Consider the following 14,381-nt stretch of genomic DNA (forward strand, 5'->3'; position numbering starts at 1 on the left):
GGTGGCGCCACGTGCCGAGCACGACCGGTGACCACAGGTAACGTCAACCCCCGCCACCGTCCACGACACACCGGGAGAAACCGTGAACCGCTCCGAACTCGTCACCGCCGTCGCCCAGCGCGCCGGCCTGACGCAGTCCGACGCCGATTCCCTGCTCAGCGCCTTCGGCGACGTCCTCGTCGAGGCCGTCGCCCAGGGCGAGACCGTCAAGCTGCCCGGCCTGCTGACCGTCGAGCGCGTCGAGCGCGCCGCCCGCACCGGCCGCAACCCGCGCACCGGCGAGACCATGGAGATCGCCGCCTCCTTCGGCGCCAAGCTGACCGCCGGGTCGAAGCTGAAGGCCGCCGCGAACGGCAGCTGACGCCCCGCGGCGCCCCGCCTCCCCCTCCGCTTCCCCATCGGGGGGCGGACACGCCAGACTGCCCCCGCCGCTCGCTCGTGAGGGGTGCTGTGACAATCGACACGGCAAGCAGGCAGTCACCACGTGCACACGGAGTCAGCGTCGACCCCCGGGCACCCGGCAGGGAGGCGAGGCGTCGCATGAGCGCACCGACCGACGAGGGTCGAAGGACCCCCGAGCAAGCACCCGTCCGCACGTCCCGGGACGTGCTGACGGTGGACGGGGTGTCCTCCGACGAGGGCCACGCCGCCCTGCGGGCCTCGGTCCGCAAGCTCGGTGAGCTCCTGGGCGAGTCCCTGACCCGTCACGAGGGCCGCGAGCTGCTCGACCTCGTCGAGCAGGTCCGCGCCCTGGCCCGCCGTCCCGACGACGGCGCCGAGCTGGCCAAGCTGCTGTCGGGCGTCGACGACGCCACCGCGATCGTCCTGGCCCGGGCCTTCACGGCCTACTTCCAGCTCGCCAACGCCTCCGAGCAGGTGCACCGCGGGCTGGAGCTGTCCCGGGCCACCACCGGCGGCCTCGACGGCACGTTCGAACGCCTCGGCGAGGCGCTGGCGGCCGGTGACCTGGACCACGGCACCGCCCAGCAGATCCTGGGCCGCCTGCAGCTGCGCCCCGTCTTCACCGCCCACCCCACCGAGTCCAGCCGCCGCTCGGTGCTGGACCTGCTGCTGCGCATCACGGGCATCGTCGAGGCGTCCGAGGACCCCGCGGTGCGCCCGCTGGACGCCGCCCGCGGCCAGCGCCGCCTCGCCGAGCTGGTCGACGAGCTGTGGCAGACCGACGAGCTGCGGGTCCTGCGCCCCCGGCCCACCGACGAGGCCCGCTCGGCGCTGCACTACCTGCGCAACCTCACCTCCACGGTCCTGCCGGACCTGCTGGAGGACCTCGCCGTGGGCCTGGCCGACCTGGGCCTGGAACTGCCCGCGGGCGCCCAGCCGCTGCGGTTCGGCAACTGGGTCGGCGGTGACCGCGACGGCAACCCCAACGTCACCCCCGAGGTGACGGCCGAGGTCCTGGCCATGCAGCACGACGCCGCGCTCGACGTCCTGACCGCCGCCACGCGCGACCTCATGACCGAGCTCGCCGCCTCCACCCAGATCGTCGGGGTCTCCGAGGAGCTCCTGGCCTCGCTGGAGGCCGACGCGCAGGCCCTGCCCGAGGTCCGCGCCGCCCGCGCCCACCTCAACGGCGAGGAGCCCTACCGCTTCAAGCTGTCCTACGTGCTGGCCCGCCTCGAGGGCACCCGCGCCCGCTGGCACAGCGGCACCGACCACGTGCCCGGCCGCGACTACTCCTCGGTCGAGGAGTACACCGCCGACATCCGGATGCTGCAGGACTCGCTGCGCGCCAACGACGGCGAGCTCGTCGCCGACGGGGCCGTGGCCCGCCTGCTGCGCGTGGTCCGCGCCGTCGGGTTCAGCCTGGCCACCCTGGACGTGCGCGAGGACGCCGGCAAGCACCACGCCGCGCTGGCCGCGATCTACGACCGCCTGGGCGAGCTCATCACCCCCTACGCCGACCTCGACCGGTCCGCGCGCACGAAGCTGCTGTCCAAGGAGCTGACCGGTCACCGCCCGCTCATCGGCGCCGCCGCGCAGACCCTCACGGGCACCCCGGCCAAGGTCGTGGAGCTGTTCTCGACGATCCGCACCTCGCTGGACCGCTACGGCGACGACGTCATCGAGACGTACATCGTGTCCATGACCAAGGGCATCGACGACCTGTTCGCCGTCGTGGTCCTGGCCCGCGAGGTCGGTCTGGTGGACCTGGCGCAGACCCCGGGCGCCAGCGACGTGGCGCGCATCGGGTTCGCCCCGCTGTTCGAGACCGTCACCGAGCTGGAGAACGCGGAGGAGCTCCTGGAGGGGCTGCTGTCGGACCCCTCCTACCGCCGCGTCGTCGCCGCCCGCGGCGACGTGCAGGAGATCATGCTCGGCTACTCCGACTCCTCCAAGGACGCCGGGATCGCCGCCTCCCGCTGGCAGATCCACCGCGCCCAGCGCGCGCTGCGCGACGTCGCCGCCCGCCACGGCGTGACCCTGCGCCTGTTCCACGGCCGCGGGGGTTCGGTCGGCCGCGGCGGTGGCCCCACCGGCGAGGCGATCCTGGCCCAGCCGTACGGGACGCTGGACGGCCCGATCAAGGTCACCGAGCAGGGTGAGGTGATCTCCGACAAGTACGTCCAGCCCCGGCTGGCCCGGCACAACCTCGAGGTCGCGCTGTCCGCCGCGCTCGAAGCGTCCACCCTGCACCGCACGCCGTTGCAGTCCGGGGAGATCCTCGACGGCTGGGACGAGACCATGTCCGTCGTGGCCGCCAAGGGCCAGGAGGCCTACCGGGCGCTGGTCCGGGACCCGGGCCTGGTGGCGTTCTTCGTCTCGGCCACCCCCGTCGAGGAACTGGGCAACCTCAACATCGGTTCGCGCCCGGCCCGCCGCCCCGGCGGGCTCGGCGGCCTGGAGGACCTGCGGGCCATCCCGTGGGTGTTCGGCTGGACGCAGAGCCGCATCAACGTCCCCGGCTGGTTCGGCGTGGGCTCCGGCCTCCAGGCCGCCCGGGAGGCCGGGCACGGCGACGACCTGCGCGAGATGTTCGCGAACTGGAACTTCTTCCGCAGCTTCGTGTCCAACGTGCAGATGACCCTGGCCAAGACGGACCTGGGCATCGCCGCGCACTACGTCGAGGAGCTCGTCTCCGCCGACGCGCGTGCGACGTTCGACGTCATCCGCGCCGAGCACGCCACCACGCTCGAGCAGGTCCTGTGGCTGACCGGTCAGGACGAGCTCCTGGAGTCCGCCCCCGTCCTGAAGCGGACGCTGGAACTGCGCGACGCCTACCTGGCCCCGCTGCACGCCCTGCAGGTCTCCCTGCTCGCCCGCTCGCGCGCCAGCGGCGACGACGTCGACCCCGCGCTGCGCCGCGCGCTGCTGCTGACGATCAACGGGATCGCCGCCGGGATGCGCAACACCGGCTGAGGCGCAGCGGTGTGAGGCCGCAGGCCGACCCGCTGGTGATCGAGCACAACACCCAGGCGCGAACCGCAGCCGACCGAGTACGTGTTGTGCTTGATCACCAGCGGGTCGGCTGCGTTCAGGTGGTGCGGGGGGTGTCCGCGGCGCCCCCGTACCGGCGGTTGCGCGTGGCGTAGGTCTCGATCGCGGCCCACAGCGCCCGGCGGTCCACGTCGGGCCACAGCACGTCGGAGAACACCATCTCCGCGTACGTGGACTGCCAGGGCAGGAAACCCGACGTCCGCTGCTCCCCGGAGGACCGCCAGAACAGGTCGACGTCGGGCATGTCGGGTTCGTCGAGGTAGCGCGCGAGGACCGTCTCGTCGATGCGGTCCGGGTTCACCTTCCCCGCGGCGACGTCCTGGGCCAGGGCGCGGGCGGCGTCGGCGATCTCGGCGCGGCCGCCGTAGTTCACGCACATCGTCAGCGTGCAGACGGTGTTCTCCCGGGTCAGTTCCTCGGCCGCCTCCAGTTCGGCGATCACGCTGCGCCACAGGCGGGGACGGCGCCCGGCCCAGCGGACGCGGACCCCCCAGGAGTTCATGACGTCACGGCGGCGGCGGATGACGTCGCGGTTGAACCCCATGAGGAACCTCACCTCCTCGGGGCTGCGCTTCCAGTTCTCGGTGGAGAACGCGTACGCCGACACGTGCCCCACGCCGATCTCGACGGCCCCGGCGACGACGTCGAGCAGCGAGGCCTCGCCCATCTTGTGCCCCTCGACGCGCGACAGGCCCCGCTGGTTGGCCCAGCGGCCGTTGCCGTCCATGACGATCGCGACGTGCCGCGGGACCAGTTCGGCGGGCAGCTGCGGCGGCCGGGCGCCGGAGGGGTGCGGCGGCGGCGCGACGACCTCGCGGGGGGTTGCCGGGGTGGCGGTACGGCTGCTGGTGCGGCGGAGTCCTGGCACCCGCCCAGGGTGCCAGGTGAGACGATGGGCCCGTGCACCCCCACGCGACCCTCCCCCTCACGGCACTGGTCCGTCACGGCGAGACCGACTGGAACCGCGACGGCCGGCTGCAGGGCCGCACCGACATCCCGCTCAACGACACCGGCCGGGCCCAGGCGCAGGCCCTGGCCGAGCAGCTGGCCGGCCAGGGGTGGGCGGCCATCACGTCCTCGCCGTTGTCCCGGGCCCGCGAGACCGCGCGCATCATCGCCGCCGAGCTCGGCCTGGAACTCCTGCCGGCGCACGACGACCTCGTCGAGCGGCGCTTCGGCGAGGCCGAGGGCGGGACCGCCGCGGAACTGCGCGTGCGCTTCCCCGGCGGGGAGCGGCCCGGTCAGGAACCGTGGGAGGAACTCGTCGCCCGCGGGTCCGCGGCCCTGCGCCGGCTGCGCACCGCGCACGGCGACGCGCCGCTGGTCGTCGTCGCGCACGGCACGTTCCTGCGCGCGACCGTCGAGGGCCTGGCGGGGGTGGAGCTGCCGCGGATGGCGAACGCGACGTCCGTCGTCGTCGAGGGCGCGGGCGCGAACTGGCGGCTGGCCCGGGAACCGCAGCGGGCCTGAGACCGGTTCAGCGCACGGGGACGTGCGCGGGGACGAGCACGGGGGTGTCGTCGCGCTCGACGTGCCGCAGGGAGCGGATCCCGCGTTCGAGGTGCCACTGCAGGAACGCCGCGACGAGCCCGCTGCCCTCCCGGCGGCAGCGCTCCTCGGCGTCGCGGGCCACCTGCCAGTCCCCCGTGAGCAGCGCGGCGAGCAGTTCCAGGGTCTGCGGGTCCGGGGCGGCCGAGCCGGGCGGGCGGCACGCGGAGCACACCGCTCCCCCGGCGGCGACGTTGAAGGCGGTGTGCGGTCCGGGGGCCCCGCACCGGGCGCAGTCGGCGAAGCTGGCGGCGTACCCGGCGATCGCCAGGGACCGCAGCAGGAACGCGTCGAGGACCAGGGGGGCGTCGTGCTCGCGCCGGGACAGGGTGCGCAGCGCCCCGACGAGCAGCAGGTACTGCTGGGTGGCGTTCTCCCGCTCGACCTCGGTGAAGCGCTCGGCCGTCTCCACCAGGGCGTGCCCGACGGTGTAGAGGCCGTAGTCGGCGGCCAGCACCTGCCCGTAGGGGGCCAGCACGTCGACCTGGGTGACGGTGTCCAGGGACCGTCCGCGGTGCAGCTGCACGTCGACGCACGTGAACGGCTCCAACCGCGCCCCGAAGCGGGAGGAGGTGCGCCGCACGCCCTTGGCGACGGCGCGGACGCGGCCGTGGTGGCGCGTCAGGAGGGAGACGATGCGGTCGGCCTCCCCCAGCTTGGTGGTGCGCAGGACGACGGCCTCGTCGCGGTAGCTCTTGGCCCCGCCGATGCTCGAACCCCTGGACCCACCTGAACCCCGCGAACCACCCGGCACCGTTCCACTGTAGGTGGCGGCACCGACACCGCCCGCCCGCGCGCGCCGGGGCGGGCGCGGCGGGGGCTCGTCAGGCGGTGACGAGCCGGTCGCGGCCGGCGCGCTTGGCCTCGGCGGCCGCGAGGTCGGCGGCGGCCAGCGCCTCGGCGGCCGGGGCCGGCCCGGCCAGGCCGACCGAGACCGTGATCCGCAGCCCGAGGGAGATCTCCAGCCACGGTTCCTTGCGGACGACCTCCAGGAGGCGCTCGGCCGTGGCGGCCGCCCCGAAGCCGCCGGGGACCAGGACGACGAACTCGTCGGCGCCGTAGCGCACGACGACGTCGCCGTCGCCGACGTTGCGCTGCACGAGGTCGGCGGTGCGCCGCAGGACCGCGTCGCCGATCTCCTGGCCGTGCTCGTCGTTGACGGTCCGGAACCGGTCGATGTCGAGCAGCACGGCGGCGAAGCGCTGGTCGGGCCGTTCGAGGACCTGCTGGAGCCGGCGGCGGTTGCCGAGCCCGGTCATGGGGTCGACGAGGGAGGCGCGGCCGATGCGCTCGTGCTGCTCGGCCATCTCCCGCTGGCGGATGCGGTCCTGCAGGGCCTCGAAGCGGCTCTCGCGGTCCTCCCACAGCCGGGCCAGGGACACCTGGGCGAGCTGCTCGAGGGCGTCGGCGGCGTCGCTGCGGCCGTCGCGCTGGACGGCGTTGCGGGCGCGCACGGCCAGCGCCGTGAGCCCCCACACGTCGAGCTGGGTCGCGGAGGAGACGCGCTGGACGGCGGCGAGCAGCTCGGCGGCGGTGTCCTGGTCCCCGGCGTCGGAGGTGGCCAGGGCCAGGGCGATGCGCGCGATCTGGGTCTCGGCCAGCTCCTCGCGCAGGCGGAAGGCGTCCATCGCGGGCCGCAGCCGGGCCAGGCCCAGCCCTTCGTGGCCGGTGCGGTGCAGGACGAACGCCTCGATGGCCTCGGCCCGGGCGCGCATCTCGGGGTAGTCGGCCTCGGCGGCCAGGGCGCGCATGCGGGCGGTGCGCGAGAGGGCCTCGGTGTAGTGCGGCCAGGCCTCGGCGGCGCGCCCGGCGACCTCCAGCATCGAGCCCCAGGCGGTCTGCAGGACGGCGGCTTCCTGGGCGACGTTGAGGCGGACCCGGGCGGGCGGGAAGGTCAGGGCGAGCATCTGGACCATGAGCTCGTCGGCTGGTTCGAACAGGGCGAGCGCGTTGAGGGCGAGCGCCACCGACATGGTCGCCGAGAGGTGGTCGTAGGTGCGGATGCGCTGGGCGGAGACGATGAGCTTGCCCTCGGCGAGGTGGTCCATGGCCAGGGCCGTCATGCCGAGGTCGACGCGGGACTCGGCCAGCAGCGCCAGGGCCTTGGCGCGCCAGACGGGGTCGGTGCCGGGGCCGAGGCGGCGCAGGAGGCGGCCGGCCTCCTCGCTGGCCTCGGCGGCGCGGCCGAGCTGGTGGAGGGCGACGCCGCAGATGAACTGCAGGTAGCGGGCGGTGCGCTCGTCGCGGGCGGCCTCGACGAAGGCGAGGGCCTGGCGGCTGACGGCGATGGCGCGCTCGCCGTAGCCGTCGAGGTAGAGCTTGTGCGACCACTCGGCCAGGGCGTCGAAGGGTCCGAAGGGGCTGAGTGGTTCCAGCTCGGTGCCCACCGCGTCCCCTTCGTCCAGCTCCGGCGTGTCGATCACACGAGGTGACTGATCTTAACGGTTCGTGCGCCCGTTGGGCACCGGACCCCGAGGACGACGACGCCCCGCGGCCCCGCGCGCCGCAGCGCGCGGGACCACGGGGCGGGGCCCGGTCGCCCGGCTCAGCGCAGGGCGCGGTTCACGGCCGAGACGATCGCCTTGAGCGAGGCCGTCGTGATGTTGTGGTCGATGCCCACGCCCCACAGCACCCGGCCGTCGACGGCGCACTCGACGTAGGCCGCCGCGAGGGCGTCACCGCCGGCGGACAGGGCGTGCTCGGCGTAGTCGAGGACGCGGACGTCGGCGCCCTGGCCGTGCAGCGCGGCGCAGAACGCGGCGATGGGGCCGTTGCCGGTGCCCTGCACGGTGGTGGTCTCCCCACCGTCGTAGAGGTCGACCTCCAGGGTGTCGGCCCCGCCCGCGACGCTGACCGAGCGGGTGCCGCGCAGCGCGAAGCGGCCCCACTCCGGCGTCCCCGTCGGCGAGGGCAGGTACTCGTCGGAGAAGACCTCGAAGATCTGCTTCGCCGAGACCTCCCCGCCCTGGGCGTCGGTGCGCTCCTGGATGACGCGGGAGAACTCGATCTGCAGCCGGCGCGGCAGGTCGAGCTGGTGCTCGGCCTTCAGCAGGTACGCGACCCCGCCCTTGCCGGACTGGGAGTTGACGCGGATGACGGCCTCGTAGGAGCGGCCGACGTCCTTGGGGTCGATCGGCAGGTACGGCACGGCCCACGGGATCTCGTCGACGGTCTTGCCGGCGGCGGCCGCGTCCCGCTCCATCGCCTCCAGCCCCTTCTTGATGGCGTCCTGGTGCGAGCCGGAGAACGCCGTGAAGACCAGGTCCCCGCCGTAGGGGACGCGCTCGCCGACGGGCAGCTGGTTGCAGTGCTCGACGGTGCGGCGGACGTGGTCGATGTCGGAGAAGTCGATCTGCGGGTCGATGCCCTGGCTGAACAGGTTCATGCCCAGCGTGACGAGGTCGACGTTGCCGGTGCGCTCGCCGTTGCCGAACAGGCAGCCCTCGATGCGGTCGGCGCCGGCCAGGTAGCCCAGCTCGGCGGCCGCGACACCGGTCCCGCGGTCGTTGTGCGGGTGCAGCGAGAGGATGACGTGCTCGCGGTGGTTCAGGTGCCGCGACATCCACTCGATGGAGTCGGCGTAGACGTTCGGGGTCGTCATCTCGACCGTGGCGGGCAGGTTGACGATGACGTTGCGCTCGGCGGTGGGTTCGAAGACCTCGACGACGGCGTTGCAGATGCGGGCCGCGAACTCCAGCTCGGTGCCGGTGTAGGACTCCGGGGAGTACTCGTAGTAGACCGTCGTCCCGGGGATGGTCTCCTCGAACTTGCGGCACAGCCGCGCGCCCTGCAGGGCCAGGTCGACGATGCCGTCCTCGTCGCTGTTGAACACGACGCGCCGCTGCAGCACCGAGGTGGAGTTGTACAGGTGGACGATGGCCTGCTTCGCCCCGCGCAGCGACTCGTAGGTGCGCTCGATGAGGTGCTCGCGGGCCTGGGTCAGGACCTGGATCCGGACGTCGTCGGGGATGAGGTCGTTCTCGACCAGGGTGCGGACGAAGTCGAAGTCGGTCTGCGACGCCGAGGGGAAACCGACCTCGATGTCCTTGTAGCCCATCTGCACGAGCAGGTTGAACATCCGCAGCTTGCGCTCGGCGTTCATCGGGTCGATGAGGGCCTGGTTGCCGTCGCGCAGGTCCACCGCGCACCAGCGCGGGGCCTTCTCGATGCGCTTGGTGGGCCAGGTGCGGTCGGGCAGGTCGACGGTGATCTGCTCGTGGAACGGCGTGTACTTGCCGAACGGCATGGGGCTGGGCGTCTGGGTGTTGCGCACGTCATCTCCTCAGGGGCGGGGCGGTGTGGCGGCCGGCGCGCACGACGAGGTCCCGCGACGGGGAGACCGGCCTAGCTGGCCCCGCCGCGGCGACGAAGGAGGAGGTTCTCCAGACGAGCCACGGGACCACCGTACCCCTCCGCCTCGGGCGGGCGACACTCGAGCGGCCCCACCGCGACCGGGACGGGAGGCCGCGGTCGCTACGTCCGCGAGCATTGTCCGCAGATGTGGACATGTGGCACGATGCTGGAACCGCCTGCCGACGACGAAGGACGGACATGCCCAGCCGGATCACGCACGTCGAGATCACGCCCGTCGCCTTCCGCGACCTGCCCCTCCTGAACAACGTCGGCGTCCACGAACCCTTCGCCCTACGCAGCGTCGTCGAACTGCACACCGAGGACGGGTTCAGCGGCCTGGGCGAGAGCTACGGCGACGCGGCCCACCTCGACCGGCTGCGCGCGGCGGCCGCGCGGCTGGCCGGCGTCGACGTCTTCGACCTGCACGCCCTGGCCCGCGAGGTCTCCGCGTCGCTGCCCGCCGACACCGCCGGCGGGCACGGCATGGGGCTGCAGATCACGACCTCGAACACCGCCGACCGCGTGTTCTCCCCCTTCGAGGTCGCCGCCCTCGACGTGCAGGGCAGGCTCGTCGGCCGGCCCGTCAGCGACCTGCTCGGCGGAGCCGTGCGCGACGAGGTCGCCTACAGCGCCTACGCCTTCCACAAGTGGGCCGGGCACCCCGGGGAACCCGACGACGAGTGGGGCGCGGCGCTGGACCCCGCGGGGGTCGTCGCCCAGGTCCGCCGCATGGTCGACGAGTTCGGATTCACGGCGGTCAAGCTCAAGGGCGGCGCGTTCCCGCCCGCGCAGGAGGTCGAGGCGATCCGCGCGCTGCGCGCGGAGTTCCCCGGCCTGCCCCTGCGCCTGGACCCCAACGGCGCGTGGACCGTGGAGACCTCGGTCCGGGTGGCCGAGGAGCTCGAAGGGGTCCTGGAGTACCTGGAGGACCCCACCCCCGGCATCGAGGGCATGGCGGCCGTGGCGGCGCGGACGGACGTGCCGCTGGCCACCAACATGTGCGTCGTCGCCTTCGGCCACCTGCCCCCGGCGATCGCGGCCGACGCCGTCCAGGTCGTCCTGTCCGACCACCACTTCTGGGGCGGCCTGCGCCGCTCGCAGGACCTCGCCCGGATCTGCGAGGTGTTCGGCAAGGGGTTGTCCATGCACTCCAACTCCCACCTGGGCATCAGCCTGGCGGCCATGACCCACCTCGCCGCCGCCACCCCGAACCTCGACTACGCGTGCGACACGCACTGGCCGTGGAAGCGCCCCGAGGACGACGTCGTCGTGCCCGGCGTCCTGCGGTTCTCCGGCGGGGCCGTGGAGGTCCCGACCACCCCCGGCCTGGGGGTCGAGCTCGACCGGGACGCCCTGGGCCGCCTGCACGAGCAGTACCTGCGCACCGACGTCCGCGAGCGCGACGACACCGGGTACATGCGCCGGTTCGACGCCGGGTTCAGCCCGCGCTCGGCGCACTGGTGACCGCCTCGGGGGGAACGGGGACCGGCGCGCGGGGTGCCACCATGGCGGCGTGTCGACGTACGCTGCGCTGCCCAAGGTCGAGCTCCACCTGCACGCCGAGGGGACGCTGGAACCCGAACTGGCCTTCACCCTCGCCCGCCGCAACGGGGTGAGCCTGCCGTTCGCCTCCGAGGAGGAGTTGCGGGCCGCCTACGACTTCACCGACCTGCAGTCGTTCCTGGACCTTTACTACGCCACGACGGCCGTCCTGCGGACCCGCCGGGACTTCCACGACCTGCTGTGGGCGTACCTGGAACGCTCTGCGGCGCAGGGGTTGCGCCACGTCGAGGTGTTCTTCGACCCGCAGGCGCACACGAGCCGCGGGGTCGCGTTCACCGACGTCGTCGACGGCCTGCACGACGCCCTGACCCGCGCGGGCACCGAGCTGGGGATCACCGGGGGGCTCATCCTGTGCTTCCTGCGCGACCGCCCCGTCGACGAGGCCGCCCGGACCCTGGAGGAGGCGCGGACCCGGCTCGACGTCCTGCTCGGCGTCGGCCTGGACTCCGCCGAGGTGGGTTTCCCGCCCGGCCCGTTCGCCGGGGTCTTCGCCCGCGCCGCCGAGCTGGGCCTGCGCCGCGTCGCCCACGCCGGGGAGGAGGCGCCCGCCTCCTCGGTCGCCGAGGCCCTGGACGCCCTCGGCGTCGAGCGCGTCGACCACGGCGTGCGCTGCCTGGACGACCCCGACCTCGTCGCCCGCCTCGTGCGCGAGGAGGTCCCGCTGACGGTGTGCCCGCTGTCGAACCTGCGGCTGCGGGTCGTGCAGGACCTGGCCGAGCACCCGCTGCCGGCGATGCTCGCGGCGGGCCTGAAGGTCAGCCTGCACTCCGACGACCCGGCGTACTTCGGCGGGTACGTGGGCGACACCTTCGACGCCGTCGCCGCGGCGCAGGGGCTGGACGACGCGACCGCGGCCCTGCTGGCCCGCAACGCCGTCGACGGCTCCTTCGCGAGCCCGCAGCGCAAGGCCGACCTGCGGGGCGAGATCGAGGATTGGCTGGCCGCGCGCCGCTGAGGGGCCGCGGGGGGTTCGGATCGTTGTGACAGCGCTCGCGGTCATCGCGAGCGTTGTCACAACGATCCGAACCCCCCGCACCCCAGCACTGTCTACGGATGTGGACGCTGTTCCCACTCGTGAGCAGAACTGTTACCGTGAGGTCCGCCGTAGGCACCGCCGCCCGCCCAGACCCCGGAGCCCCCATGAGCAGCCGCAGCAGCTACGCCCCCGACGACCTGCGCCGGGCCCTGGGCTCGGGGCTGCTGTCGTTCCCGGTCACCCACACCCACCCCGACCTGTCCTTCGACGAGGCCGGGTACCGCGACCACGTGAGCCACCTGTCCGGGTTCGGCGCCGCGGGCCTGTTCGCCGCCGGGGGGACCGGGGAGTTCCCCGCCCTCACCCACGACGAGGTGTTCCGCGTCGTCCGCGCCACCGTCGAGGCCAACGCGGGCGCCAGCCCCGTCGTCGGGCCCGCCGGGTACGGCACCGCCACGGCCGTCGCCATGGCCCGCGAGGTCGAGGCCGCCGGCGCCGACGGCGTGTTCCTGCTGCCCCCCTACCTCAACGAGATCACCCAGGACGGGCTGTACGCGCACGTCGCCGCCGTCTGCCGCGCCACCTCGCTCGGGGTCGTCGTCTACCACCGCGCCAACATGCGGTTCACCGCCCGCACCGTGGCCCGCCTCGTCGGGGAGTTCGACAACCTCGTCGGCTTCAAGGACGGCGTCTGCGACATCGACCTGCTCGCCACCCTGCACGCCACCCACGGCGACCGCCTCGTCTACGTCGGCGGCCTGCCCACCGCCGAGACGTACGCCCTGCCGTACCTGGAACTGGGAGCCACCACCTACTCCTCGGCCATCTTCAACTTCGCCCCCGAGTGGGCCAAGGAGTTCTACGACCGCGTCGTGGCCCGCGACCGCGACGGCGTGTACGACCGGTTGCGCGAGTTCGTCCTGCCCTACCTGGAGATCCGCGACCGCGCCGCCGGGTACCCCGTCTCCATCGTCAAGGCCGGGATGACCGCCGCCGGCCGGCCCGCCGGGCCCGTCCGCCCGCCGCTGACCGACCTCACCGCCGGTGAGCTCACCGAGCTCACCGACCTCGTGAAGAAGGTGGTGCGGGCGTGAACCCCACGGGGGAACGGTCCACCGCCGGGCTGCCGCCGGCGGACCTGCGGGAGGGCTCGTGAGCGACACCCCCGTCGTCGTCGGCGTCCGCGTCGTGCCCGTCGCCGGGCACGACGACATGCTGCTGAACCTCTCCGGCGCGCACGCCCCGTTCTTCACCCGCAACGTCGTCGTCCTCACCGACTCCGACGGGCGGACCGGCGTCGGGGAGGTCCCCGGCGGGGAGGCCATCCGGCGGACCCTGGAGGAGGCGGGCCGGCTGCTCACCGGGGAACCCGTCGCCCGGTACCGCACGCTGCTGCAACGGGTCCAGCGCACCTTCGCCGGCCGCGACGCCGCCGGCCGGGGCCTGCAGACGTTCGACCTGCGCACCACCGTGCACGTCGTGACGGCCCTGGAGGCCGCGCTGCTGGACCTGCTCGGCAAGTTCCTGGAGGTCCCCGTCGCCGACCTGCTGGGCGAGGGCCGCCAGCGCGACCGCGTCCAGGCGCTGGGGTACCTGTTCTTCGTCGGTGACCGCCACCGCACCGACCTGGCCTACCGCGGCGAACCCGACGGGGACGACTGGGAGCGGCTGCGGCACGAACCGGCCCTGGACGCCGACTCCGTGGTGCGGTTGGCCGAGGCCGCCCAGGCCCGGTACGGGTTCGCCGACTTCAAGCTCAAGGGCGGGGTCCTGCCGGGCGAGCAGGAGGTCGAGGTCGTCACGGCCCTGGCGCGGCGGTTCCCGCAGGCCCGCATCACCCTGGACCCCAACGGCGGCTGGCTGCTGGCCGACGCCGTGCGGTACGGCCGGGCCCTGCGCGACGTCCTGGCCTACGCCGAGGACCCGTGCGGGGCAGAGGGCGGGTACTCCGGCCGGGAGGTGATGGCCGAGTTCAAGCGCGCCACCGGGCTGACCACGGCGACCAACATGATCGCCACCGACTGGCGGCAGCTCGGGCACGCGGTCCGCACGAACGCCGTCGACATCCCGCTGGCCGACCCGCACTTCTGGACGATGGCCGGCTCGGTGCGGGTCGCGCAGCTGTGCGACGCGTGGGGGCTGACCTGGGGTTCGCACTCGAACAACCACTTCGACGTCTCCCTGGCCATGTTCACCCACGTCGCCGCGGCCGCCCCCGGGGACGTCACCGCCATCGACACGCACTGGATCTGGCAGGACGGGCAGCGCCTCACGAAGGAGCCGCTGCGGATCCGCGACGGTTTCCTCGACGTGCCCACCACGCCCGGCCTCGGGGTGGAGCTCGACGAGGACCAGCTCGCCCGGGCCCACGAGCTGTACCTGCGCGAGGGGCTCGGCGCGCGCGACGACGCGGTCGCCATGCAGTTCCTCCTCCCCGGCTGGACGTTCGACCCGAAGCGGCCGGCGCTCGACCGGGCGTGAGGGG

Annotated in this window: 11 protein-coding genes; 7 read left to right on the top strand and 4 right to left on the bottom strand. The window is 73.7% G+C overall.

Annotation, left to right across the window (positions count from 1 at the left end; genetic code table 11):
• The first annotated feature begins 82 nt into the window (after positions 1-82).
• Both BJ968_RS03725 and ppc read left to right on the top strand, forming a co-directional pair.
• Positions 83-361, top strand: a complete 279-nt coding sequence (locus BJ968_RS03725) for an HU family DNA-binding protein (protein WP_179749326.1) — start codon at positions 83-85, stop codon at positions 359-361.
• Between the two features lie 179 nt (positions 362-540).
• The gene (gene ppc / locus BJ968_RS03730; RefSeq protein ID WP_179749328.1) at positions 541-3,378 is read left to right on the top strand and encodes a phosphoenolpyruvate carboxylase; all 2,838 of its coding nucleotides are present in this window, start codon (positions 541-543) and stop codon (positions 3,376-3,378) included.
• A gap of 115 nt (positions 3,379-3,493) precedes the next feature.
• Here the strand turns inward: ppc and BJ968_RS03735 are convergent, their stop codons facing one another.
• Positions 3,494-4,324: an isoprenyl transferase gene (locus tag BJ968_RS03735; protein ID WP_179749330.1), complete on the bottom strand. Its 831-nt coding sequence runs from the start codon at positions 4,322-4,324 to the stop codon at positions 3,494-3,496.
• Between the two features lie 32 nt (positions 4,325-4,356).
• Here BJ968_RS03735 and BJ968_RS03740 point away from each other — a divergent pair, with 32 nt between their 5' ends.
• Positions 4,357-4,926 (top strand): histidine phosphatase family protein, encoded by a 570-nt coding sequence (locus BJ968_RS03740; RefSeq protein WP_179749332.1) that lies wholly within the window; start codon positions 4,357-4,359, stop codon positions 4,924-4,926.
• Positions 4,927-4,933: 7 nt separating this feature from the next.
• On the opposite strand, the gene recO is transcribed toward BJ968_RS03740, so the two are convergent.
• From recO to leuA, 3 genes are all read right to left on the bottom strand, one after another.
• Complete coding sequence (recO, locus tag BJ968_RS03745) at positions 4,934-5,713, bottom strand: DNA repair protein RecO (RefSeq protein WP_179756158.1); 780 nt, start codon at positions 5,711-5,713, stop codon at positions 4,934-4,936.
• A 115-nt stretch (positions 5,714-5,828) separates the two neighbouring features.
• Complete coding sequence (locus BJ968_RS26300; RefSeq protein WP_179749334.1) at positions 5,829-7,427, bottom strand: diguanylate cyclase; 1,599 nt, start codon at positions 7,425-7,427, stop codon at positions 5,829-5,831.
• 122 nt (positions 7,428-7,549) lie between these two features.
• Complete coding sequence (gene leuA, locus BJ968_RS03755; RefSeq protein WP_179749336.1) at positions 7,550-9,277, bottom strand: 2-isopropylmalate synthase; 1,728 nt, start codon at positions 9,275-9,277, stop codon at positions 7,550-7,552.
• Between the two features lie 278 nt (positions 9,278-9,555).
• Between leuA and BJ968_RS03760 the strand changes: the two genes are divergently transcribed.
• The 4 genes from BJ968_RS03760 (at position 9,556) to BJ968_RS03775 (ending at position 14,377) form a co-directional block, all read left to right on the top strand.
• Positions 9,556-10,821 (top strand): glucarate dehydratase family protein, encoded by a 1,266-nt coding sequence (locus tag BJ968_RS03760; RefSeq protein ID WP_179749337.1) that lies wholly within the window; start codon positions 9,556-9,558, stop codon positions 10,819-10,821.
• 49 nt (positions 10,822-10,870) lie between these two features.
• Positions 10,871-11,875 (top strand): adenosine deaminase, encoded by a 1,005-nt coding sequence (locus tag BJ968_RS03765; protein ID WP_179749339.1) that lies wholly within the window; start codon positions 10,871-10,873, stop codon positions 11,873-11,875.
• A 185-nt stretch (positions 11,876-12,060) separates the two neighbouring features.
• Positions 12,061-12,990: a 5-dehydro-4-deoxyglucarate dehydratase gene (locus BJ968_RS03770; RefSeq protein WP_179749341.1), complete on the top strand. Its 930-nt coding sequence runs from the start codon at positions 12,061-12,063 to the stop codon at positions 12,988-12,990.
• Between the two features lie 118 nt (positions 12,991-13,108).
• Positions 13,109-14,377, top strand: coding sequence for an enolase C-terminal domain-like protein (locus tag BJ968_RS03775; RefSeq protein WP_179756160.1), 1,269 nt, complete (start codon positions 13,109-13,111; stop codon positions 14,375-14,377).
• Positions 14,378-14,381 lie beyond the last annotated feature (4 nt).

The sequence above is a fragment of the Kineococcus aurantiacus genome (assembly GCF_013409345.1).
Classification (GTDB): Bacteria; Actinomycetota; Actinomycetes; order Actinomycetales; family Kineococcaceae; genus Kineococcus; species Kineococcus aurantiacus.